The organism is Weizmannia agrestimuris, from assembly GCF_943193165.1.
Lineage (GTDB): Bacteria > Bacillota > Bacilli > Bacillales > Bacillaceae_C > Weizmannia > Weizmannia faecalis.
Genome location: NZ_CALPDC010000007.1, coordinates 46307 through 70174 on the forward strand (window position 1 = coordinate 46307; position 23868 = coordinate 70174).

The 23868-nt window shown below is 47.3% G+C and carries 27 protein-coding genes and 1 pseudogene; 22 read left to right on the plus strand and 6 right to left on the minus strand.

All coding sequences use genetic code 11. From position 1 onward, the window contains the following. The first annotated feature begins 7 nt into the window (after nt 1–7). The 7 genes from sufD (at nt 8) to yunB (ending at nt 7569) form a co-directional block, all read left to right on the plus strand. Nucleotides 8–1318 (plus strand): Fe-S cluster assembly protein SufD, encoded by a 1311-nt coding sequence (gene sufD, locus NFR98_RS05180; RefSeq protein WP_017552017.1) that lies wholly within the window; start codon nt 8–10, stop codon nt 1316–1318. Then, a complete protein-coding gene (locus NFR98_RS05185; RefSeq protein WP_014097528.1) occupies nt 1318–2547 on the plus strand; it encodes a cysteine desulfurase in 1230 nt (409 codons plus the stop codon). Before sufD ends, NFR98_RS05185 begins: the two co-directional genes overlap by 1 nt. Beyond that, nucleotides 2537–2980, plus strand: coding sequence for a Fe-S cluster assembly sulfur transfer protein SufU (sufU, locus tag NFR98_RS05190; protein ID WP_014097529.1), 444 nt, complete (start codon nt 2537–2539; stop codon nt 2978–2980). The genes NFR98_RS05185 and sufU overlap by 11 nt, the downstream gene beginning before the upstream one ends. Nucleotides 2981–2986: 6 nt before the next feature. Beyond that, nucleotides 2987–4384 (plus strand): Fe-S cluster assembly protein SufB, encoded by a 1398-nt coding sequence (gene sufB / locus NFR98_RS05195; RefSeq protein WP_014097530.1) that lies wholly within the window; start codon nt 2987–2989, stop codon nt 4382–4384. Between the two features lie 264 nt (nt 4385–4648). Next, on the plus strand, nt 4649–6019 hold the full coding sequence (locus tag NFR98_RS05200) for a bifunctional metallophosphatase/5'-nucleotidase (protein ID WP_026104669.1): 1371 nt from the start codon (nt 4649–4651) through the stop codon (nt 6017–6019). A gap of 185 nt (nt 6020–6204) precedes the next feature. Then, entirely contained in the window at nt 6205–6507 is a 303-nt protein-coding gene (locus NFR98_RS05205; RefSeq protein ID WP_014097532.1) for a YunC family protein, read from the plus strand. A 339-nt stretch (nt 6508–6846) separates the two neighbouring features. Further along, nucleotides 6847–7569, plus strand: a complete 723-nt coding sequence (yunB, locus tag NFR98_RS05210) for a sporulation protein YunB (protein WP_014097533.1) — start codon at nt 6847–6849, stop codon at nt 7567–7569. Nucleotides 7570–7596: 27 nt separating this feature from the next. On the opposite strand, the gene NFR98_RS05215 is transcribed toward yunB, so the two are convergent. Beyond that, nucleotides 7597–8580, minus strand: a complete 984-nt coding sequence (locus NFR98_RS05215) for a M23 family metallopeptidase (protein ID WP_014097534.1) — start codon at nt 8578–8580, stop codon at nt 7597–7599. Between the two features lie 191 nt (nt 8581–8771). Here NFR98_RS05215 and lipA point away from each other — a divergent pair. The 4 genes and pseudogenes from lipA to NFR98_RS05235 form a co-directional block, all read left to right on the plus strand. Next, a pseudogene (gene lipA / locus NFR98_RS05220) lies at nt 8772–9695 on the plus strand (lipoyl synthase); the annotation flags it as partial. A 130-nt stretch (nt 9696–9825) separates the two neighbouring features. Further along, entirely contained in the window at nt 9826–10119 is a 294-nt protein-coding gene (locus NFR98_RS05225; RefSeq protein WP_017552020.1) for a YutD family protein, read from the plus strand. Nucleotides 10120–10168: 49 nt separating this feature from the next. Then, nucleotides 10169–10609 (plus strand): DUF86 domain-containing protein, encoded by a 441-nt coding sequence (locus NFR98_RS05230; protein WP_014097537.1) that lies wholly within the window; start codon nt 10169–10171, stop codon nt 10607–10609. A 26-nt stretch (nt 10610–10635) separates the two neighbouring features. Further along, nucleotides 10636–11400 carry a TIGR01457 family HAD-type hydrolase gene (locus NFR98_RS05235; protein WP_014097538.1) on the plus strand — a complete coding sequence of 255 codons (765 nt, stop codon included), beginning with the start codon at nt 10636–10638 and terminating at the stop codon, nt 11398–11400. Nucleotides 11401–11523: 123 nt separating this feature from the next. Here the strand turns inward: NFR98_RS05235 and NFR98_RS05240 are convergent, their stop codons facing one another. Continuing rightward, nucleotides 11524–12027, minus strand: a complete 504-nt coding sequence (locus NFR98_RS05240) for a phosphatidylglycerophosphatase A family protein (RefSeq protein ID WP_014097539.1) — start codon at nt 12025–12027, stop codon at nt 11524–11526. Nucleotides 12028–12158: 131 nt separating this feature from the next. Here NFR98_RS05240 and yutH point away from each other — a divergent pair, with 131 nt between their 5' ends. Further along, on the plus strand, nt 12159–13169 hold the full coding sequence (gene yutH, locus NFR98_RS05245; RefSeq protein WP_014097540.1) for a spore coat putative kinase YutH: 1011 nt from the start codon (nt 12159–12161) through the stop codon (nt 13167–13169). Between the two features lie 336 nt (nt 13170–13505). Here yutH and NFR98_RS05250 read toward each other — a convergent pair whose 3' ends face one another. Then, entirely contained in the window at nt 13506–13742 is a 237-nt protein-coding gene (locus tag NFR98_RS05250) for a NifU family protein (protein WP_014097541.1), read from the minus strand. Nucleotides 13743–13883: 141 nt separating this feature from the next. On the opposite strand from NFR98_RS05250, the gene NFR98_RS05255 reads away from it, so the two are divergent. Both NFR98_RS05255 and NFR98_RS05260 read left to right on the plus strand, forming a co-directional pair. Beyond that, nucleotides 13884–14228, plus strand: coding sequence for a YuzD family protein (locus NFR98_RS05255; RefSeq protein WP_014097542.1), 345 nt, complete (start codon nt 13884–13886; stop codon nt 14226–14228). Nucleotides 14229–14400: 172 nt separating this feature from the next. Next, nucleotides 14401–14763, plus strand: a complete 363-nt coding sequence (locus tag NFR98_RS05260) for a HesB/IscA family protein (RefSeq protein ID WP_013860122.1) — start codon at nt 14401–14403, stop codon at nt 14761–14763. Between the two features lie 5 nt (nt 14764–14768). On the opposite strand, the gene NFR98_RS05265 is transcribed toward NFR98_RS05260, so the two are convergent. Beyond that, complete coding sequence (locus tag NFR98_RS05265; protein ID WP_017552022.1) at nt 14769–15020, minus strand: hypothetical protein; 252 nt, start codon at nt 15018–15020, stop codon at nt 14769–14771. A 322-nt stretch (nt 15021–15342) separates the two neighbouring features. Here NFR98_RS05265 and NFR98_RS05270 point away from each other — a divergent pair, with 322 nt between their 5' ends. The 4 genes from NFR98_RS05270 to NFR98_RS05285 are packed head-to-tail and all read left to right on the plus strand — an operon-like array spanning nt 15343 to nt 17553. Beyond that, a complete protein-coding gene (locus NFR98_RS05270) occupies nt 15343–15804 on the plus strand; it encodes a DUF4352 domain-containing protein (RefSeq protein ID WP_051357540.1) in 462 nt (153 codons plus the stop codon). Continuing rightward, nucleotides 15725–16414, plus strand: a complete 690-nt coding sequence (locus NFR98_RS05275; protein WP_080666395.1) for a DUF5105 domain-containing protein — start codon at nt 15725–15727, stop codon at nt 16412–16414. Before NFR98_RS05270 ends, NFR98_RS05275 begins: the two co-directional genes overlap by 80 nt. Before the next feature lie 3 nt (nt 16415–16417). Continuing rightward, nucleotides 16418–17221, plus strand: a complete 804-nt coding sequence (locus NFR98_RS05280; protein ID WP_225620908.1) for a TcaA second domain-containing protein — start codon at nt 16418–16420, stop codon at nt 17219–17221. Nucleotides 17222–17232: 11 nt separating this feature from the next. Then, complete coding sequence (locus NFR98_RS05285; RefSeq protein WP_225620907.1) at nt 17233–17553, plus strand: hypothetical protein; 321 nt, start codon at nt 17233–17235, stop codon at nt 17551–17553. 44 nt (nt 17554–17597) lie between these two features. On the opposite strand, the gene NFR98_RS05290 is transcribed toward NFR98_RS05285, so the two are convergent. After that, on the minus strand, nt 17598–18593 hold the full coding sequence (locus NFR98_RS05290) for an NAD(P)/FAD-dependent oxidoreductase (protein ID WP_035184151.1): 996 nt from the start codon (nt 18591–18593) through the stop codon (nt 17598–17600). Between the two features lie 354 nt (nt 18594–18947). On the opposite strand from NFR98_RS05290, the gene NFR98_RS05295 reads away from it, so the two are divergent. From NFR98_RS05295 to NFR98_RS05310, 4 genes are all read left to right on the plus strand, one after another. Beyond that, a complete protein-coding gene (locus NFR98_RS05295) occupies nt 18948–20168 on the plus strand; it encodes an NAD(P)/FAD-dependent oxidoreductase (RefSeq protein WP_035189657.1) in 1221 nt (406 codons plus the stop codon). A gap of 80 nt (nt 20169–20248) precedes the next feature. Further along, on the plus strand, nt 20249–20566 hold the full coding sequence (locus NFR98_RS05300) for a YuiB family protein (protein WP_014097547.1): 318 nt from the start codon (nt 20249–20251) through the stop codon (nt 20564–20566). A 256-nt stretch (nt 20567–20822) separates the two neighbouring features. Further along, nucleotides 20823–21437, plus strand: coding sequence for a stationary phase survival protein SpsC (spsC, locus tag NFR98_RS05305; protein WP_014097548.1), 615 nt, complete (start codon nt 20823–20825; stop codon nt 21435–21437). Between the two features lie 74 nt (nt 21438–21511). Beyond that, nucleotides 21512–23530, plus strand: coding sequence for a leucyl aminopeptidase family protein (locus NFR98_RS05310; protein ID WP_035184156.1), 2019 nt, complete (start codon nt 21512–21514; stop codon nt 23528–23530). Between the two features lie 48 nt (nt 23531–23578). Here NFR98_RS05310 and NFR98_RS05315 read toward each other — a convergent pair whose 3' ends face one another. Beyond that, nucleotides 23579–23806, minus strand: a complete 228-nt coding sequence (locus NFR98_RS05315) for a hypothetical protein (RefSeq protein WP_035184158.1) — start codon at nt 23804–23806, stop codon at nt 23579–23581. Between the last annotated feature and the right edge of the window lie 62 nt (nt 23807–23868).

The window sequence follows — 23868 nt, forward strand, 5'->3', positions numbered from 1 at the left end:
GAGAGACTTGATGACAGAAACGAAATTAGCAATGAACGAGCAAGATGTCCGCACCTTTTCCGAACAAAACGGTGAACCGGAATGGCTGAAGGAGTTCCGCCTCCAGGCATTCGCCCGGGCCCAGGTCCTGCCGCTTCCGGAAGTGGACAAGACAAAACTGAACAAGTGGAACTTTACACAATTTACCGATTTTAGCGTGGAAAGCACAACCTACAGCGCTTTGAACGAATTGCCGGAAAAAGTGAAGGCACTCGTGGATCTCGAAAACGCGAAGCAAAATTTGTATATCCAGCATAACCAGACACCGGCTTATCTGTCCTTGTCGGAAAGCGCAAAAGCACAAGGCGTCATTTTGACCGATATATTGACAGCGGTCAAAGTACATCCGGAGCTTGTCCAAAAATTTTTCATGACAGAGGCGGTTAAAGTCGATGAACACCGTTTGACGGCACTACATGCTGCACTCATGAACGGCGGGACATTCTTATATGTGCCAAAAAATGTTGTGCTTGAAGAACCGGTTCAGGCCATTTATGTGCACGACCATGAAACGGCACCGCTTTTCAACCATGTGCTGGTGGTTGCCGAAGAAAACAGTGCCGTCACCTATGTGGAGAACTATATTTCGGCAAACGATGGCGCGAAAGGCATTGTGAACATCATAACGGAAGTCATTGCCGGCGCCAATGCAAAGATCGAATACGGCGCGGTTGATACGCTTGCAAAAGGGGTCACCACATATGTGAACCGCCGCGGTTACACCGGGCGCGATGCCCAAATTGAATGGGCGCTCGGCATGATGAACGACGGCAATACGATTTCAGATAATACGACCAACCTTGTCGGCGACGGATCCGTTTCCCATTCCAAAACGGTTGTGGTCAGCCGCGGCAAGCAGACGCAAAACTTTACGACGCGCATTACCCACTTCGGGAAAAATACAGAAAGCTTTATTTTAAAACATGGCGTTGTCAAAGACGCGTCGACGATGATTTTTAACGGGATCGGCAAAATCGAGCACGGCGCGAGCAAATCGGACGCTGAGCAGGAATCGCGCGTGCTCATGCTAAGCGAAAAAGCGCGCGGCGATGCAAACCCGATGTTGCTCATTGATGAAGATGATGTGATGGCCGGTCACGCCGCATCTGTCGGCCGTGTCGATCCGGTTCAGCTTTACTATTTGATGAGCCGCGGGATTTCGAAAAATGAAGCGGAAAGGCTGATCATCCACGGCTTTCTTGCACCGGTTGTCACACAGCTCCCGATCGAAAGTGTAAAAAAACAATTGACGGAAGTCATTGAAAGGAAAGTCAGATAATGGATATCAATGAAGTTCGCCGGCAGTTTCCCATATTGGACCAGGAAGTAAACGGCCACCCGCTTGTTTATTTAGACAGTGCTGCGACTTCACAAAAGCCGCTCCGTGTCATTGAAGCCGTCAACCAATACTACCGTGAATATAATTCGAACGTTCACCGCGGCGTCCATACGCTTGGGACAAAAGCGACTGACCATTACGAAGGCGCGCGCGAAAAAGTCCGCAAATTTATCGGTGCCGAATCAACGGAAGAAATCATTTTTACAAAAGGGACGACAGCCGGGCTGAACCTTGTTGCCCACAGTTTCGGCGATGCACAAGTGCAGGAAGGCGATGAGATCGTCATTACCTACATGGAGCATCACAGCAACCTCATCCCGTGGCAGCAGCTCGCCAAAAGAAAAGGCGCCGTTTTGAAATATGTGCCGATGCAAAAAAACGGTACGCTGCGACTTGAAGATGTGGAAAAAACGGTTACGGAGCGGACGAAAATCGTGGCTGCAGCGCTTGTCTCAAACGTGCTTGGCACCATTAACCCGGTAAAAGACATAGCGAAAATCGCACACAGCCATGGTGCTTACATGGTCGTCGATGCCGCCCAAGGTGCGCCGCATATGCAAGTGGACGTAAGGGATCTTGACTGCGACTTTCTTGCTTTCTCCGGTCACAAAATGTGCGGTCCGACCGGCGTCGGCGTCCTGTACGGCAAAAAGGCGCTGCTTGAAGAGATGGAACCGCTCGAATACGGCGGCGAAATGATTGATTTTGTCGGCCTGTACGATTCCACCTGGAAAGAACTTCCGTGGAAGTTTGAAGGCGGCACTCCGGTGATTGCCGGTGCAATCGGGCTCGGGGAAGCCATCGATTTTCTCGAAGAAATCGGGCTTGATGAAATTACGGCGCATGAACAGGATTTAAGTGCCTATTGCCTCAGTCAGTTTTCTGAAATAGAAGGGATTACGGTGTACGGCCCGGAAAGCGCAGACGAACGCGCCGGCCTTGTGACGTTTAATTTAGAAAACGTGCATCCGCATGATGCCGCGACCATCCTCGATGCGGAAGGCATTGCGATCCGCGCGGGCCACCATTGCGCACAGCCGTTGATGAAATGGCTGGACGTGACAGCGACCGCACGTGCAAGCTTTTATTTATACAATACGAAAGAAGATATTGACAAACTTGTTGCCGGTATCGTGAAAGCAAAGGAGTATTTTACAAATGTCTTCTAATCTTGATGCGCTTTACCGCAGTGTGATTATGGACCATTATAAAAATCCGCGGAATAGGGGCAGTTTGGAAGATGGAAGCCTGACAGTCGATATGAATAACCCAACTTGCGGCGACCGGATTCATTTGACATTGAAAGTGGAGGGCGGCCTCATCCAAGATGCGAAATTTACTGGTGAAGGTTGTTCCATCTCGATGGCATCGGCCTCCATGATGACGCAGGCCGTAAAGGGAAAAACAGTAGACGAAGCGCTGAAACTTTCCCACATTTTCTCGGAAATGGTGCAGGGAAAAGACTATGAAGAGGCTGAAGATCTTGGCGATATTGAAGCGTTACACGGCGTATCCAAATTCCCTGCCCGGATCAAATGTGCAACTTTGGCATGGAAAGCAATGGAAAAAGGGGTAAGAAGCGAAAAAGGATTGGAGGAATGATGGCTGATGGCTAAAAAAATGCCGGAAATCGGTGATTACAAGTACGGCTTTCATGATAAAGATGTTTCCATTTTCCGTGCAAAACGCGGATTGACGAAAGAAATTGTGGAAGAAATTTCAAAAATGAAAGAAGAACCGCAATGGATGCTTGATTTTCGTCTGAAGTCTCTTGAACACTTTTACAATAAACCGATGCCGCAATGGGGCGGCGATCTCTCCGCGTTAAATTTCGACGACATTACGTATTACGTCAAACCGACGGAACATGCCGGCCGTTCGTGGGATGAAGTACCACAGGAAATCAAAAATACATTTGATAAACTTGGCATTCCGGAAGCGGAACAAAAATACCTGGCCGGCGTTTCCGCACAGTATGAATCGGAAGTCGTTTATCATAACATGAAGCAGGATCTCGAAAAACTCGGGATTGTGTTCAAAGACACGGACTCCGCTTTAAAAGAAAATGAAGATATTTTCCGCAAATACTGGGCAACCGTCATTCCGCCGACGGACAATAAATTTGCGGCTTTAAACTCGGCTGTCTGGTCGGGAGGATCTTTCATTTACGTTCCGCCGGGTGTAAAAGTGGATACCCCGCTGCAAGCTTATTTCCGGATCAATTCGGAAAATATGGGGCAGTTTGAACGGACCCTTATCATCGTTGACGAAGGTGCCTCCGTCCACTATGTCGAAGGTTGCACGGCGCCGGTTTACTCGACAAACTCGCTCCACAGCGCAGTCGTTGAAATCATCGTTAAGAAAAATGCGTATTGCCGTTATACGACGATCCAAAACTGGGCGAACAACGTTTATAATCTTGTAACGAAACGCGCCGTATGTGAAGAGAATGCGACAATGGAATGGATTGACGGCAACATCGGTTCAAAACTGACGATGAAGTATCCTTCCGTGCTGCTGAAAGGCGAAGGGGCGCGCGGTATGACGCTGTCGATCGCGATCGCCGGAAAAGGCCAGCACCAGGATGCCGGCGCGAAAATGTACCATCTTGCGCCGAATACGTCGTCCACGATCGTATCCAAATCGATTTCAAAACACGGCGGAAAAGTCACATACCGCGGCATGGTGCATTTCGGCCGGAAAGCGGACGGCGCGCGTTCCAATGTCGAATGCGACACGCTGATTATGGATCACCTGTCCACATCAGATACCGTGCCTTATAACGAAATTTTAAACAACAATATTTCTTTGGAACACGAAGCAAAAGTATCAAAAGTGTCGGAAGAACAGCTCTTTTACTTGATGAGCCGCGGCATTTCCGAACAGGAAGCAACGGAAATGATCGTTATGGGCTTCATCGAACCGTTCACAAAAGAACTCCCGATGGAATACGCCGTCGAAATGAACCGTTTGATTAAGTTTGAAATGGAAGGTTCGATTGGATAACCTTGATATATCAACGGTTATAGAGAGTTTTTGAACGTAGGGGTGCGATTTACCCACAAATCACCCCTCATATATTGCTGTAAAGCCTAGTTTTAGACGGTGATGGCAGAAAAAACAGCCGCTTGCGGATTCCGCACGGCTGTTTTTTCATGGGGCGCCAATTTGAAAATCGTGGTAAAATAAACTGCATAAGCATAAAGGATAAAAAGCGGCCGTATGAAACGGCATGACGAGATTACCCTCATGATGATAAGGGGACCAAATATGAACGAAATTTTACATATATACCATACAAATGATATCCACAGCCATTTTGAAAACTGGCCGAAAATCCGGCATTTTCTTGAGAGGAAACAGGCGCAGCATGCCCGGCAAAATGAAGAGATGCTGCTGTTTGACCTCGGCGACCACGTCGACAGATGGCATCCGTATACAGAAGGGACCATGGGCAAGGCAAATGTCCGGCTTTTAAATCAACTGGGGTACTTGGCTGCGACCATTGGAAATAATGAAGGGATTACGATGCCGCACGAGGCGCTAGACACATTGTATGAGGAAGCACAATTTGACGTGATTCTTGCCAACCTGTTCGATGAAAACGGGAAACGGCCGCAGTGGGCAGTGCCGCGGAAACTGTACACGACAAAAAGCGGTGTCAAAATCGGGGTAACCGGTGTGACAGCAGGATTTTATAAACTGTACCGGCTGCTGGGTTGGCAGCTTTCTAATCCACTGGAAGAACTAGGGAAACAAATGAATATTTTAAAAAAAGAGGCGGATATCCTCATCGTCTTATCGCATCTCGGCATTCATGAAGACCGCCTTATTGCAAAGCTGTACCCGGAAGTGGACCTTGTGTTGGGCGGGCATACGCACCATGTGTTGGCAAAAGGTGAACTGGACGGGCGGACGCTTCTTGCGGCAGCCGGCAAATACGGCTATTATATCGGGCATGTCAAGCTTGAAATCGATCCGGCTGCCAAAAAAATCGTCTATCAGTCAGCCCGTGCTTTACCGACCGGGAACTTCCAGGAACCGCCCGGAGAAGCGGCCGAGATTGAACATTATTATTTTGAAGGAAAAAAATTATTGAATCAAAAACTCGTGTATTTACCGGAAAAACTGGAATCGGACTGGTTCAAGGAAAACCGGCTTGCGGGCCTGCTTTGTGATGCGGTCATGGAATGGTGCGATGCCGATTGCGCATTTTTGAATGCCGGCCTTGTGCTTGACAGTCTGGAACACGGGCCGGTCACGAAATTTGATCTCCACCGGATTCTCCCGCATCCGATTAACCCGTGTCTGATCGAGCTGACGGGCGAAAAACTTCAGGAAGTACTTCTTTCAACGCTCGACCCGAAATGGCCGCATCTGGAGCTGAAGGGGCTCGGCTTCCGCGGGAAAATCATGGGCCGGTTTATTTACCGGAATATCGGTTTCAATCATGCTTTGCGGAAAATAGAGGTGGGGGGCAGGCCGCTGGAACCGGATCGTATCTACAGGCTTGGTACGATTGATATGTATACATTTGGCGACTTTTTCCCGCATATCCGGGAGGCGAAAATCCATTATTTTATGCCGGAATTTTTGCGTGATGTGATGGAATGGAAGTTATTGCAGGAATATGGTCAGTAGGATGAAATGCCCATGCGCAAAGCAATGTAGCAATGAATCAATGGCAGTTTCCTGACTTCTTAGAAGCAGCGACGGTCAATGGAGTTTCCAAAGATCGAATTTGGGATGTAATATGGCAGCACATTGGCTGGCAGGCACTTTTCACCGCTCTTTTCATAAAATATGAAAGAAAGGGGCGGATGGAAATGGTAACCGTAACACCTGTTGAGATCGGGGGACATACGTTTATCGCGACAACTGTCCGGCTGCCGAAAACAACCTTGCTGGCCGTATCGTGCGACAAAGGCTATATTATGTGCGGCGCGCTCGATGTGGGCTTGTTGAATGATCAACTAAAGGACCGCCATATTATCGCCGGCAGGGCAGTCGGTGTGAAGACGATTGAACAATTGCTGGAAGCACCGCTCGAGTCGGTCACCCATGAAGCGGAAAAGATCGGGGTTACCGCCGGCATGATCGGGAAACAAGCATTGTTAAAAATGATTTAAACGTTCGATTAGGTTGAAGCACAAAAGATGATGTTGCATTCGTCCTTCCCGTGTGATGAAGGACAAAACGGAGTGCGAGGAGTGGCGAAATGTCCTTCATCGAGGTAATGAAAGACAAAACGCGTGCCGAGAACCGGCGAAATGTCCTTCATCAGGGCGATGAAAGACAAAACATGAGCCGAGAACCAGCGAAATGTCCTTCATCCAGATCATGAAAGACAAACCACTGTGCCTGAAAGCATAAAATGTCCTTCAGCACAACAATCCGGACCCACGCTTTTTAATATGATCATAATCCCCCTTATGCAGACATACATTTGCTTGCAGGGGGGATTTTTTATGCGAAAATTCCGCACCTCAAAACGGCGGGGACCCTTGCCGACGCGGTACGTGCTTTTGCTTTCCATCGCATTTTTTACGGTTACCACCATTATCAGCATTGTTATTATTGATGAAGGCATAAAACCTACTTTAATGCGGTACGCCGAGTCAGAAATGAAAAAAATCGCCTCATATGTCACGAACGAAGCGATCAAAGACCATGTGAGCGGCGGAAAAAACAGCAAGTTGGATACGATTGACCCGCGGGAATTGGCCGCCACCCAGTCTGAAATTGAAAACCAGATTACCCGCCAGTTTAAAGAAGTGGAAGAAGGAGACATTACGTCTCTTGAAGAAATATCAAACGACGGCATGCTCGGGAAAAAGAAAAAATCAGAACCTGAAATTTTTTCCGTTCCGCTCGGGAAAGTGACCAATATTGCTCTGCTCGGAAACATGGGTCCGGATATTCCCGTGACCTTTCAAATGGTGGGGGATGTTGAAAGCTCCAATATTAAAGTGAAAAAAGAAGAATATGGCATTAACAACGCATTTTTTTATATTTATGTTGAAATCAAAATCAAAATGCAGGTCATTATCCCGTTTGCATCGGATGTCATCACCTATACACATGATGTCCCGCTTGCAATGGGTAACTATAATGGCGATGTCCCGCAATTTTATAATGGAAACGGTGGCGGAGCGCAGCCGCTCATCGAACTGCCAAAAAACACGAAATAAAAAGCGCTGCGCTCGCTCCAGCGTTCCTTATTTCCGCTGTTTCTCAAGTAATTCCCATCTCTTTAAGGACGGGTAAGGATCAAAAGACCATTCGCTTCGGCCGTTGTCTTTGTATATGCCATAATGCAAATGCGGCGGAAATTTTCCGGATGTGCCGGGCGGGCCGTAACCGGTGCTGCCAACGCTGCCGATCAACATGCCCGGTTTGACGACTTGGCCGACATGTAAATTTTTTGCATAACCGCTTAAATGGGCAAAATAATGATACGAATTGTTTAAATCACGAATGCCAATGCGCCAGCCGCCGTACTTGTTCCACCCTTTCAATTCAATCACCCCGTAACAAGTCGCGCGTACCGGGACGCCATAATCGGCAAAAATATCCGTCCCTTCGTGGATACGGCGGCCACCCCAGCCGCGCCGGTCGCCCCATGTGCTCCGGTAGCTGTAATTGTATCCGGGCGGGATCGGGAACGCCTTGTCTGTCAGCTGAATGGTGCCGAATGTCTTGTAAATCTTCGCCTTTTCCGTGATCAGCTGTACGGCTTTATCCCGTTTGTAATAATGCCACAGCGCAATTTCAAAGTCATCATCATCCGTTCCATACCGCAACAAATACTCGCTCAGTGTAAAAAGCACGTCAAGATCATCGTTGCGGTCAGCTTTCCCATCCCCGTTCCCGTCCTTTCCGATCCCGCCGAAAAACGCAATCGAAAGCGGATGGGTATCATTGTGGTTCGGATTGGCAAGCCCGGACCATTTTTCAGGGGGAAAATAAATGGAAATAAGGCCGGCTGGTTTCGGTAGGTCGGAACGGACAAACCGGATGCTCCGTTCATACTGGTCGATGGCTGCCAAATTGTACCACGGAATCTGGGTAAATGCCTCCATATGCTGATAAAGTTCCATCCGTTTTTTGTACATTTCTTTATCGGATATTTCTTTTGCTTGGGCATGAAGGGCAGAAAATGAAAGCCCTGTTACAAGGCAGAAAAGCAAAACAAACCGCAATGCGAAAACCCTCTTTCTATCAATGTTGTCGAAACAGAAAAACCGCAATATGAAAATCCTCTTACGCTTATTGTGGAAAGAGAAGCGGATTTTCATCAATATTAAATATTGGAAAAACCGGTGGCGTTTTCTTTTCAAAAAAGGGACGAATGTGGTAAAGTGAGAGAGAACGAACCCGGTGGGAGAGATGGAAAATGAACAAACAGGAAGAGATTTTGCGGAAACCCGAATGGCTGAAAATCAAACTCAATACGAATGAAAATTATACCGGACTGAAGAAATTAATGCGTACGGAAAACTTACATACGGTTTGCGAAGAAGCGAGATGCCCGAATATCCATGAATGCTGGGGAACAAGGCGGACTGCGACTTTCATGATTCTGGGCGATACGTGCACACGCGCCTGCCGTTTTTGCGCCGTAAAAACCGGGCTGCCGTCCGAACTCGACTGGCAGGAACCGGAACGGGTTGCTGAATCGGTGAAAAAAATGAACTTAAAGCATGTGGTTGTGACGATGGTGGCTCGTGATGATTTGAAAGACGGCGGTGCAGCGGTGATGGCTGAAACGATCCGAGCGATCCGCCGCATGAACCCGTTTACCACCATTGAAGTGCTGCCTTCCGATTTGCAGGGCCGGTACGAAAGTTTAAAAACATTGATGGATGCAAAACCGGATATTTTAAACCACAATATTGAAACCGTCCGGAGGCTGACAAGAAGGGTCCGCGCCCGCGCCACGTACGACAGGTCGCTTGAATTTTTGCGGCGGGCAAAGGAAATGCAGCCGGAGATTCCGACTAAATCAAGCATTATGGTCGGCCTCGGCGAAACGATGGAAGAATTGGCGGAAGCGATGGATGACCTGCGCGCCAACGATGTGGACATCGTGACGTTCGGGCAATATTTACAGCCGACGAAAAAACATATGAAAGTGGTCAAATATTACCATCCAGATGAATTTGCCGAATTAAAAAGAATTGCACTTGAAAAAGGATTCAGCCACTGCGAATCCGGTCCGCTTGTCCGCTCTTCATACCATGCGGATGAACAGGTCAGTGCCGCTGCAAAAGCAAAGCATATTTTAGGGAACGTGGAACAGACGCAAAAAATTTGAGAAACGGGCTGCGCACTTTAATGGGCGCAGTTTTTCCGTTCAATGGGGCTGAAAAAATTTTTCGCGTTCCGCTTAGAATTTGGGCGGTTTTTCGTTATAATAAAATAAGGCAGGAAGGCACACGGGGAAAATGGAGGAATTGAAATTGGTCACCATCCACCGCCATACGTACGAGATTATTGCCAATTACCGGAATGGCTACAATGAAGAAGCATTCCGAAGCAGATATAGTGAAATACTGGAAAAGTACGACTATATTGTCGGCGACTGGGGTTACGGACAGCTGCGGCTGCGCGGTTTTTTTGATGACCGAAATCCGAAATCCACTTTTGACACCAGAATCAGTACACTCACGGAATATCTTTATGAATACTGCAATTTCGGCTGTGCCTATTTTGTCGCAAAGAAAATCGTTGCCAAATAAGTTTTGCCCGGCACCGCCATTTGATAAATTTTAGGCAGAAGGTGACAGGATGTATTTTGTCGATCGTGAAAAAATAAACGGGATATTGTCATTTATGGAAAAACGGCTTGCCTCGTTTCAAGCGCAGCCGGCCTGGCAGACGGAAATCGAAAAGGCTGCTTTGGAAAGAATTGCAGAAACCGTCATCGAATCGGTTCTGGATGTCGGAAACGCGATCATTGACGGGTTTATTATGCGCGATCCGGGGAGCTACGAAGACATCATTGACATTTTGGAAGATGAAAATGTGGTTTCCGCTGAATCGGCAAAGCAGCTGACGGCTGTCATCGCGCTCAGGAAGCAGCTTGTCCGGGGGTATATGGATCTGGATTACGGCACCCTTCAGGAAGTGCTTGCGGCTAATTTCAAGGCGCTTGAACGGTTTCCGGAAGATGTGCGCACTTACCTGGCAAACGAACTCGGCCCGGTCAACGCTTTTAAAGGGGAATAAGCAACGAAACAGAGAGGAATTTCAGCATGAAAAAGTATAAAGCCTATTTGATTGATTTGGACGGTACCATGTATCGCGGAACGGAAAAAATAGAAGAAGCCGGCGATTTTGTCAGCCGGTTGCAGGAAAAAGGGATTCCGTATTTATTTGTTACAAACAATTCTTCGAGAACACCGGCACAGGTTGCCGAAAAACTGCGCGGATTCGATATCCCGGCAAAAACGGAGCAGGTCTTTACGACATCCATGGCGACCGCCCGGTTTATTTATGATGAAAAGCCGGATGCTTCTGTATATGTGATTGGCGAAGAAGGCATCAAAACGGCCATCAAAGAAAAAGGTTTTACGATCACATCCGATCACCCCGATTATGTCGTGCTCGGCATTGACCGGGAGATTACTTACGAAAAGCTCGCCCTCGGCGCCATTGCGATCCGGAACGGGGCCAAATTTATTTCCACTAACGCCGATATTGCGCTTCCGACTGAACGCGGTCTGCTACCAGGAAACGGGGCTTTAACCTCGGTGCTTGCGGTTGCGACCCAAACCAAGCCGGTCTTTATCGGCAAACCGGAACCGATCATTACCGAGCAGGCGCTTGAATACCTCGGTTCGAAAAAAGAAGAGACGATCATGGTTGGGGACAATTACGATACCGATATTCTGGCGGGCATCCGCACGGGCATTGACACCCTGCTCGTCCATACCGGCATAACGACGAAGGAAATGTTGAAGACAAAAGAAATCCTGCCGACCTATACGGTTGATTCCCTTGACCAGTGGGAAGTGTGACAAGCGCGGGTGCAAATCAGGAAGGCTCCATATGCCCGCCTGTTGTAAAGTCCGATTTGTTTGGAAAACGAATATCGAAAAAAGGCAAGATACAAAAACGTATCTTGCCTTTTTTTCGTGTTTTTACGGCTGCACGTGCGCCACTCTGTGTGCGTGGCGGCTTGCGGCTGCAGCGGCAATGGCCCCGACAATATCATCGAGAAACGTGTTGCATGAGCCGTCGGAATGGTCGTTGAGCTTTGCCAAAATGCCCGGTTTTTGTTTGTCAATATAACCGTAGTTGGTAAAACCGATCGAACCGTACACGTTTACAATCGACAAAGCCATAATTTCATCAATACCATAAAGGGATTCATCGACCGCAATCGTGCTTTGCAGCGGTTCATCAAGCATCCCTTTTTCCGCCAGCACATCCAGCTGGATCCCGGTTAAAATGGCGTTTTGCACTTCTCGTTTGGAAAGAACGGCGTTGACACTTTCCATGCAATCCTCAAGCGTCATTTCCGGAAAGTATTTCTCTTGCAAATACAGGACGAGTTTCGCAATATCTTCCAATTCTACGCCCCGTTCTTTCAGCCGCTGCCTTGCAATTTGTTCTGACACATCCATATTTTTCTTGTTTTCCATGTTCTCACCTCAATTATTCGACATTTTCTTTAGCATGATCATTCTAATGGATTTTATGAGATCAAGCAAGAATACACGTTCCTTCACATATAATGTAGAAAGTGCAATGCATTTTTTGGGGAGGGAAGATGATGGCACAAGCCATTTTGAAAAAATATTACGGCATTGACGCCGGGCAGTCTTTTTTTGACGGAAAACAGGTCCGCTATGAAGCAAACGGTAATCTTTATACGCTCGTTCCCGTGACAAATGTTTCAGAAAATGTGCTTGTTGAATTATATGAAATGTCCCGGCACCTCGTGACGAATGGCGACCGCTATGCTTCCGCCTTTTATCCATCTAAAGAAAAGAAATTTCTCGTAACAGACGGGGATAGCGATTATGTTTTACTGGAAAACCGTTATAAAAAAGCGCCCGGAAATATGCGCACGGGCAGGAAACTTGCGAAATTCCACCTGCGCGGCCGCACGCTTTCCGCCACGATAACGGAAACAAACCGGATGGGCGAATGGAAAAATTACTGGGAAATGCGCCTTGAACAAATGGAAAAGGCATGGTACCGAACAGTAGAAGAGCACCCCGACCACCCGTTTGAACGCCTGTTTGCCGAAACGTTTCCCTATTACATGGGGCTTTGTGAAAATGCGATCCAGTATGTCGTCGATACGGAAATGGATGAGGCGCCTGGCCCGGGAGATGCCGGCACCATTTGCCATGAACGGTTTTCAAACGAAACGTGGGGCCGGAAATTTATCATCCACCACCCGTTTGACTGGGTGTTTGACCACGCAGGCAGGGATATTGCCGAGTGGATCCGCGCGCAGTATTTTAAGAAAACACACACGTTCCGCCCTGATGTCCGCGCGTTTTTGCAGCAATATGTTTCGCTTTCGCCGCTTTCGCCTTTTTCGTGGCGGCTCATTTTCGCGCGCCTGCTGTTTCCCCTTCACTATTTTGAATGTGTAGAAACCTATTTTCTCACCCGGTCCGAAAAAGAACAAAAAATGCATGAGGAACAGCTTTGGAAAATTGTACGGGGGGCAGAAGCATACGAAGCATTTCTGGCTGAATTTTATGAGCTCTCGGAAGTTCCGATAAGAAAATACAATATTCCCAGGGTGGCATGGCTCAAAGCCCGATAAAAAAGCGGCTCCTTGTAGAAAAGGCCGGCTAGTTTAAAACGCATCTCCGGTCAGGTTTCCGAATGAAGCCCGGCCCGTAGTGAAGGCAAGTGTGGATGTCAGGCATGGTGAGCATTTCAGAAAACCATTCACCATGCAGATATTCAATAAAAATGTGGCTCCTTGTAGAAAAGGACAGCAAGCACTTGAAACACATCTCGGGCCAGGTTTCGAATGCCGGGCCGGACCGTAGTGAAGGCAAGCACGGATGCGTGAATAACCAGAGAATCATCCCGTCCAAGTAAAATTTATTCCAGTAAAAAAGCGGTTCCTTGATAGGAAACCGCGTACTGCCCGTTAAAAAACCTGTTCTACTTCCATAACGCCGGGAACCTCTTCAAACAATGCGCGTTCTATCCCGGCTTTCAACGTGATCGTGGAACTCGGGCAGCTGCCGCATGCCCCTAAAAGGCGGAGTTTAACAATGCCGTCTTCCACGTCGATCAGCTCGCAATCGCCGCCATCACGGAGCAAAAACGGGCGCAATTTATCCAATACTTCCTGAACTTGTTCTGTAATTGTATCTGCAGGCATATGATCGCTCCTTTCTTACTTCTCATTATAAACAGGATTACAAGAAAAATCTATCATAAAAAAACGGGATATAGTGTTTTCCTTTTTGCAAGCTGTTGTGTACAATATGAATAAGAAATCCCCGGAAGAGGTGCGGGTTTGATGGAGAAAAAAGTGACGATTCAAGTTTACGGGGCGGAGCAAATATGCGCAAGCTGCGTCGGTGCGCCGTCTTCTAAAGATACATTTGAATGGCTCAAAGCAGCACTTTCGCGGAAATACCCGGGCCAGCCGTTTGACATCCAGTATATCGATATTTTTGCACCCGGTGATGATCAAAAAGTGCGTGCTTTTGCGCAAAAAGTGATGGATGAAGATCTGTTTTACCCGGTTGTTGTCATTGAAGGCGAGCCGGTGGCAGAAGGCAATCCAAGGCTAAAGAAAATTTATGCGGTCATGGAGCAGTACGGTTATATCCCGGAAAATGCGTTTGCAGCGCACGATTAAAAATTTTTCATTAAAAAACGTTTACAACACCGACTTTGTGGAATTTTTCGAGATGCACTGCAATTTTAAAATAAAGCAGCCCGCATTTTAAGACTGCTCGGCGCCCGGGAGATACGCAATCATTGTTTTGCACGGTGTAAATGGTTATAATCAAGGAAAGGAGGTTCGGAAAATGAGTGAAGTGATTCATCTTACAGAAGCAGCTGCGTTTCAAATTAAAGACATGATGGAGCAAAACGATGAGCAGGACGCATATTTTCGTGTGTCTGTAAACGGCGGGGGCTGCAGCGGCCTGTCGTACGGCCTGTCGCTTGACCACGAAATCAAAGAAGGCGATGCGGTCGGCGAACAGCACGGCATCCGGATTCTCGTCGATCATGAGAGCGCCCCGATTTTAACCGGCACGGTCATCGATTATAAGCAGTCGCTTTTAGGGGGCGGGTTCACGATCGATAATCCGAATGCGATTGTCACCTGCGGATGTGGCTCCTCATTTAAAACTAAAACAAAAGCCGGCACACCGGAAAAATGCTGAAGCATTTAAAGTGATGCTGCAAAAACAGGATATTTATACGCCAGCAAGGTTCCCATTTCATTGCAGCAGCGCAGGATATCCCGCCAATGACAGGCGGGGCTTTTGCGCTGCTGAATTGATTTAAGCTCCTTTTTGGCAAAGTCCCTTTCATTCGCAAGCCTCACAAAAATCTTTTCAAAAAATCCAGCCAGCGCCTGTCTTCCGGTTTTCTTCCTGTCCGGGCACGCCAATTTCCTTCGCTGTTTGTACATCCGCATTTATAAACGCCTTCCTTGCGCTAAAAAGCCACAACTTTTTACAAAGTCATTAAAAATAAAATACTTTTTCGTAAATATGTTTATTCATGGAAAAAAGGGTAGATATACCTTAGCTGCTCATTTGCCCGGATTTTTCGGAAAAAGGGGAAGGGAACTTGGTCCTTGCATAATGGGGGAGAAAGGAATGTCGAGGGGGAAGCTGCGTTATGTATTCCTTTACCCGCATTATACATAAAAAAACCGTACCCCGGGTTCGATAAAAAGTTAAGGAAATTCTGCGATTTATCAGCTGCAGAATGAAGATTGGAAAGGGGAAACTGCAGTGAAAAAATGGCATGTGCTGCTTGTTGTTCTGGCATTGGTATGGGGATTGGCTGCTTGCGGGAAATCAGATAAAAAAGCAGAAGCGGAAGGGGGATCTTCCAATAAAAACAAGTTAATTGAAGCTTCAATTACAGACGCGTCCTATGCCCTGTTGAAGGATGACGATGCGGATGTTTCGGAAGACGGTGAGAAAGACCTCCTGGCCGTTGACTTAAAGATCAAAAATGTGTCTTCGGATACGGTCCATATCTCTCCATATAGCAATATTAAATTATACGATGGCAACGAAGAAGTGAACATAGAAGACGACATATACAGCACCCGGCTCGATATGGGCACTTCACGCGGCGGCAGTATCGGGGCGGGCAATACAAAAAAAGATGACCGTACTGGTAAAAGTAAAAAAAGGCAAAACATATACATTGGGCATCCAGCCGTTTACGGAAAAAAGCGGGGATGACAGTGACGAGTTGAAACTTGCGCTGGATACCAAAAAATACAGTAAATCGTACGATTCCCTGCAGGACCAGGCAAAAGCGTTAAAGGCATATATAGACACCATTTATTTAAACAAGGACAATGCCGATTATGAAAAATATGTTTCAGAGAATAAGGAAGCTGTCCAGACAGATGCGTATAAAACCTTTAAAAAAGCCTTTAACGACAATATTACCGATGATATATCAGATGCAGATATGAAAAAGTATTATGAAGCCTACAAATCGGCCGCTGCCGAAAAAGCGAAACTGGATGCGGAAGCCGTTGCGAGCTACAAAAATAAAGCGGTCGTAAAGTTGACCTATTCCACCATTTCTATGGACGATATTTCTGAAAAAGTGGAAAAATATGCAGATGAATATTTGGATAACAGCGAAAATTACGATTCAGAAAAAGCAAAAAAATATGCCCTCTCCAAATTCGATTCCATTGTCAGTTCCATGGAACCAAAAGAAGCTGAAGACCCGGCAGAAGTTTCCATGGTGAAAAAAGACGGAAAATGGACGGTTTGGCAGGAGAATGACTATACAAATGAGCTGGAAGAAGCTTTTGCAGGCGGAGAGGTGTATTAACCTATGGCGCAACTCACGAAACATAAATGGCTGATTGCCATAGCTGCAGCCGTGATTGTTGTACTTGCGGTTATATGGATCGCGCTCTCCCAGGCTTCAAAACCTGACCGGGTACTGGAAAAGTTCGAGAATGCGGTCAAAACAAAGGATACGAAGCAGCTGGAAGGGCTGATTGTTGCCGACAATCCGAATGCATTGGTGAACAATACTTCCCTTCAGGCCATGATCCGGTATTTAAAAACCAATGCAAACAGTTATCAGGTGATAAGAGATGGCATTCATAACCAAATAAAGGACGAAAATTACGCGGAAACGAACCAGCAGATCAGCCTCGTTCAAGACGGAAAGAAATGGGGATTTTTCCCCGACTATAAGCTGAAAGTGAAGACCGTCCACTTAAAAGTGACCGGGCAAAGCGACAACGACCAGCTTAATGTGTCAATCGGAAATATGAAAGTTCCGGAAAAAAAAGAAAGTCATACTTACGGCCCACTTTTGCCCGGAACTTACCAAACGAATGTAACGGTAAAAAACAGTTTGGGAACCTTTTTCCAAAAAGAGAAAAAGGATTTATGGGGAAATTCCGAAGTCAGCATGATTGTTGATGACAGCCGCCTTGCCCAAAAAAGCGAAAACGTACAAAAAGGGATTTTGGAGGCGATCCGCAAGTTCAACGAGGATCTAAGCGTATATACGACTTCCGGACTGGATGCCAATAAGCTTTCAAACGCGACCGATTCTTTTAAGGAAGACTTTTCACTTGAACAGGCGCAGTTTGAAGCCATTAAAGATTATGTAAAGAAGTGACTTCCCAGTATTTGGGTTCCGTCGTAAATATGGATGAACTGAGCATCAACCATTTTGATGCAGACTGGAAAGCGGAAATTGAAGCACTCGTTTCCTATAACGAAAAGATCAAATATACGGGAGAAAAAAATTATGAGGACTATTCCTACAAGACCCTCCGCAAATATACGCTTAAATATGACAAGAATTCAAAAAAATGGCTCGTGGATGATGCGGCAGACGCCAAAGCGGATGGATCAGAAAGCAGTGCATGGGAGAACAAAAAAGAACTGAAACAAAAAAATGCCCCCGTCCTGAAATGGGTCCGGAGCGGCGATAAGAGCAATATTTAATCAAAAATCCCGGTTGGGCAGCCATCCGGGATTTTGATTTTTCCTTATTCAAACAGCGAAGTGCTGTGCATCGGCTGGACGCGGGCTTTCGGGTCAAGATACGTTTTCGCGTTGCTGACCGCTGTGGTGGCTTCCCCGAACCCCGTTACGATTAACTTCACTTTACCTTCAAACGTGCAAACATCGCCGGCTGCGTAAACGCCTGGGATATTTGTTTCCATTTTGGAGTTGACGACAATGGAATTTTTTTGAATCTCAAGGCCCCAGTTTTTAATCGAGCCGAGTGACGAAATAAAGCCATAATTGCAGATAAGGGCATCAATATCAAGCGCTTCTTTCGCATCGCCTTTTACTTCTTCAATCATAAGCCGGGAGATATTTTCCCCATCACCCATCACTTCGCTCGCGACAAACGGTGTTTTAATCTCAACGCGCGATTGCTTCAATTGTTCCACCGTACGTTCATGGGCACGAAATTTGTCCCGGCGGTGGATGAGCGTCACTTTTTCGGCAACCGGTTCCAGCATAAGCGCCCAGTCAACCGCGGAATCGCCGCCGCCAAGGATGGCAACACTTTTGCCGGCAAACTGGTCCATATCATTCACAAAATAAAACAGATTCTTTCCTTCGTATTGTGCAGCATTTTCAACTTCGAGGCGGCGCGGCTGGAATGCACCAACACCGGCAGTGATGATGACCGCTTTGGAATGGTGGATTTCTTTATCAGTTGTTAGCGTAAAAATGCCGTCTTCATTCTTTTCAAGCTTTTCTGCGGACTGGCCCGTGCAGATCACCGGCTGGAACATGGAGGCCTGCTCTTCTAATTGATTTACAAGATCAGCCGCCTTCACTTTCGGAAAACCGGCGACATCGTATATATACTTTTCAGGGTAAAGCGCAGCCAGCTGCCCGCCAAGCTGTGGCAGGCTTTCAATGATTTTTACGGACATTTTCCGTAATCCGGCGTAAAATGCTGTAAACAAGCCGGTCGGCCCGCCCCCGATAACGGTTATATCATAAACGGTTTGATCTTCCTTCAACGAAACCCCTCCAATACGCTTCATTCTCCTTCATCATAGCACATTTTGGGACAGGCGCACAGGCAAAAAAACTCTATGAGGCAAGGAGGTAGGTATTCATGCGTCCGGAAAAATTTCGTGGTGCGATGTGATATATTAGAATATTTTTATTATTATTTTAGTACAGTTTTCAATTGAAAATAGCGGGTAAAAAGCATATGATTGAAGTGGAGAATATGTATTTTTTGTGACAATTTGATGGAAATCATGTGACAAATTTGACGTGTCAATTATCGTGAATAAAATCACAAATAATGGATGATGTTGTCATACAGGCACTGGCCTGTCCAAAATAAAGAGATGGAAGTGAGAAAAATGGAGAAACCGAAAGTGGTGATACTAGGTGCCGGCTACGGCGGGCTCATGACCGTGACGCGGCTGCAAAAACAGCTTGTAAAAGGGGAAGCGGACATCACACTTGTGAACAAAAATGATTACCATTACGAAACAACATGGCTTCATGAAGCTTCCGCCGGCACATTGCACCATGACCGGGTCCACTACCCGATTCAAAACGTCTTAAATAAGAATAAAGTGCAATTTAAGCAGGCGGAAGTCAAGCGGATAAAAAAAGACGCGAACACAGTTGAGTTAAAAGGCGGGGAAGTGTTACCATATGATTATCTCGTCATTGCACTTGGATCCAACGCGGAAACATTCGGAATCGAAGGCTTGAAAGAGCATACTTTTTCGATTACAGATGTAAGCGCTGCCCAAAAAATACGGGAACATATTGAGCGCCAGTTCGATGCCTATCGAAGGGAACTCGATAAAGATGACAACCGTCTCACCATTGTAGTCGGCGGTGCGGGTTTTACCGGCATCGAGTTTCTTGGCGAACTGGTGAACCGGATTCCGGCGCTTTGCAAAGAATACGGGATCCAGCGGGATAAAGTGCGGATCGTTTCGATTGAATCCAATCCTGTCGTCCTCCCGCAATTTGACCGCGAACTTGTCGATTATGCCCTTTCGTATTTGGAAAGCAAAGGTGTCGAGTTCCATATTGGTACGGCGGTTAAAAAAGCAACAAAAGACGGGGTATGGGCCTGCAAAAAAGGCGGAGAGCCATATGAAATCAAGGCAGGAACTGTCATCTGGTCCGCGGGTGTGCGCGGGAATACCGTGATTGATGCGTCCGGGTTTGAAACGGTGCGCGGCCGAGTGAAAGTCAATCCGGATTTGACCGTTCCGGGGCATGAGAATGTGTTTGTGATTGGGGACTGTGCGTTGATCATCAATAAGGACACAAACCGTCCGTACCCGCCAACAGCACAGATGGCCATGCAGCATGGAGAAATATGCGCACGGAACCTCCTGAAAAAGATCCGCGGTGAAGAAAGCCTTGAAGCTTTTACCTTTCATGACAAAGGCACTGTTTGCTCCCTTGGGGAAGACAATGCGATCGGCATTGTGTTTGGCAAAAAGCTGAAAGGCACTTCTGCTTCTGTTATGAAAAAAGTCGTGGATGATCGTGCCTTGTATATGATCGGCGGCACGAGGCTTGTTTTAAAGAAAGGAAAATTTAATTTTATATAGCAAAAATATCATCGCGTTATTTTTGACGAAATTCGGTTTTTTCAGTAAACTAGATGTATAACGGGGATGCGGAGGGGCTTATGAGTATACCGGTATTGATCATTTCGATGGTCCTTTTTCTTGTTTTGTTTTTCGGTATCGGTTTTATTGCCAATATGCTTTTGCGGATGACCTGGATTCTCTGTTTCATTTACCCGGTCATTGCGCTTTCGATGATTGACCGGATTACTTTTTCCCGGTATTTTACCGATCCCGGGACGGCTTTCCGGCAACTTGGGGAGCATCTTGCTTCCATCCATTTATCGGATGCCCTCGTGCTATCGAGCGGCCTTGCGGGGGCACTTTTGGCCGGTGTTGCGATAAAAGCGCTCCGGAAAAACGGATACCGGATGTTTTAAAACTGCCTTTGAGGCAGCTTTTTTTTGCCTTCAAATTGGAGGCGGACCGGCAAAAGCCGGCACAAATATTCCCGGATAAAGCGTTTAAAAAATGCACATCAACCAGCGCTTTTTGGAAGAGCCATTTTCAGAACAGAGAGTGGGCGGAATAAGTTGTCGCGAAAAAATGGCAGGCGGATCAGTCGTTTTTTTGCCAATATGCCCGCATATTTTGTAACGGCATGGGAAACAATAGCCCTAAGAGGAGTGAAACCAATTGAACATGAAAAAATGGATGATCCGCTTATTGATGGCCATTTTATTCATATGGGCAATGATTTCCACTTTCCAGGCGCTTTCGGGGATAAAAGCAGCAGCTGCAAAAGCGGCACCTGCTTCAACATTGGAAAAAGGATTGGCCGCTATTGCCGCGAGCCAGCCGCAGCCATCCCTTGATGCCTATGACTGGAGCAATTACCCGAAAAAGAAAGTGACAGCAACGGGGTATACGGCAGGGGCCGAATCGACCGGAAAAAGTCCCGATCATCCCGGCTACGGCATCACCTACTCCGGGGTGAAAGTGAAACGGGATTTATATTCAACGATTGCTGCCGATACATCCATTTTTCCAATCGGGACGGTCCTTTATATCCCAGGCTACGATTTCGGTGTTGTGGCCGATACAGGATCCGCCATAAAAGGGAACCGGCTCGATCTGTATTTTGAAACGGTTTCGGATGTTTACAAGAAATGGGGAAAACAGACGCTTGATGTGTATATTATTAAAATGGGGGACGGGTCCCTGACTGAAAAGGAACTGGCTGAACTGAACGAAAACAAAACGATGCAAGTGTTCCGGCAGCAATATATTAGACCGGAAACGGAAGAATAGCGCAAAATGCCGGTTGCGCTTTTTTTTGTGCGTTTTTTTCAAGCGGACGGCTATAATGGAACAGAGGTGGTTGTATGTTTGAAATTTGTACAGGGGATCCGTTTGAATGCCGGGAAGACTGCCTTGTAATCGGCTTGCAGCAAGTTCCAAAAAAGTTTGACGGCTTGCTGGAAAAACTCGACAACCGTTTCGACGGGGAACTGACGGAACTGGTAAAATCCGGCGATCTATCCGCGCACGCCGGCAGCCTTTCTGTCATTCATACCCTCGGAAAACTGCCTGTAAAACGGCTTTTGTTTATCGGGCTTGGCAACCCGAAAAAAATCAGAAAAGAACATTTGAAAAGGATGTTTGGAAAAGCAGTGAAACACATCCTGAAAATGAGATGGGCTACGGCAGCGGTTTTTCTCGATACGTTTTGCGCCGGCACAATCAACGGGGAGGAAGCCGCGCAGTTGCTCGGTGAAGCCGCTCCCATGGCCGCATACCAGTTTGCCGGTTACAAAAGACAGCCGAATATTCCGGAAGTGCAGCTCGAAAAAGTAGCGGTTTACATCCGGGCTGCCGGGAAAAAACCGGAACCGGTGGAAAACGTCACAAATGTTCATTCCAGGGTTGCCGGGAAGGCTGAAACCCAACTGGAAAACGCAGATCATGTTAGTGGCCCCGGGAGACCGGAAAACGTCGAACATGTTAGTACCAACGGAAAAGCCGAGGCCCGACTGGAAAACGCCGAACACGTTCGTGTCAACGGAAAAGCAGGTGCACAACCGATTCAAAACGCCAATCCTCATTGGGGTGCTGCCGGGAAAGCAGAAGGCAGGTTGAGGAACGCCGAACAAGCGAGTGCTGCCAGAAAAACAGAAGGCCGGCTGGGAAATGCCAAGCATGTTAATGCCCCCAGGAAAGCAAAAGGCCGGCCGGGAAACGCAGAGCATGTTAATGTCGCTGGGGAAGCAGAGATCCGACCGGAGAACATTGGACATGCTGGTGCCGCCGGAAAAGCAAAAGGCCGGCCGGTTAAAAACGCCAGTCTTCAAACGGGTACATACCGTAATACCGATCTCCCCGGGGAAACAGTGGGCACTGCCCTGCACCGTGGGTACGTTTTTGGCAAAGGCGTGAATACGGCACGAACGCTTGTCAATACGCCGGTGAATATTTGGACACCGGTCCGTCTCGCGGAATACGCCGCATCACTTGCTGAAAAATACGCTTTTGAAGTGGAAATCCTTAAAAAAACGGAGATGGAAAAGCTTGGAATGGGGGCGATTTTGGCTGCGGCCGGGGAATCAAAAGAGCCGCCGAACATGATCGTGCTGAGATATGCGGGCGAACGAGAATGGGGCAATGTGCTTGCACTTGTCGGAACCGGCGCCGTGATCGATGGTTGCACACCCGGTGCAAATGTAGGCATGGCAGGGGCAGCAGCTATTCTGGGTGCCATGGAAGTGGTCGGGGAACGGAAACCGGCAAAAAACGTGGTGGCGGTACTTCCCGTAACCGGTAATCGCATAAACGGTACCACAGGGGGCGTTCCTGCAAACGATGGACAGGGTAAAATGCCTGTTGAAACGGGCACTGTCATCACGAGCATGAATGGCAAAACGATTGAAGTGCGGGATAACGGTGCCAGTGGGTTGCTGATGCTTGCAGATGCCGTAACGTATGCGAAACAATATGGTGCAAGTCAAATTGTGGATGTTGCCACCTTGACAATGGACGTGGTCTCGGCGCTCGGCCGTGATAAAACGGGCGCTGTTGCCAATTGCGATACTTTTTTTGAACGAGTACTGGAATCTGCAAAGGAAGCAGGCGAATTCATCTGGCGCTTCCCTGTAACGGAAGCGGACATAGAGAACGTACGAAGCAGCAAAATTGCCGATTTGAACGGTTGGCCGGGCAGCGAAGGCCGCGTGATCGAAAACGGGGCTTTTATCGGGGCGTTTGCGGAAGACACCCCGTGGGTCCATCTGGAAATGTCAGGAACCGCCTTAACAGGGAAAGAAACCGATCTTGGCCCGGCCGGCGCAACCGGTGTAATGGTACGGACACTGGCCGTGCTGGCTGAGAAGATGGCAGAACAGGATTAAAATCGAGTAGGAGGCTAATGAATCATGATTAGCCTCCTACTCGATTCTTCATTTTTGCAGCCGTTCTTTCTGTTTCAACACACCGATTGTGATTTTAAATATGAGCGCCATGATGCATAACATCAGCACGCCTTTTTCAATAGGATAAAAAGTATCGAAGGTACCGATCGGATGGTAGATAGAGCTAATAAGGTCCCTCGTCATATAAAAATCAATGCCAGCGATGAAGACATAGAGGACCAGTGCGACAATCCCGGTCAGGAAAGCGATTTTCATGCATGCTAATTCCTTTCATATTTTTTTCGAATCGAAACATACTAACAACAAGATGTCTTCAT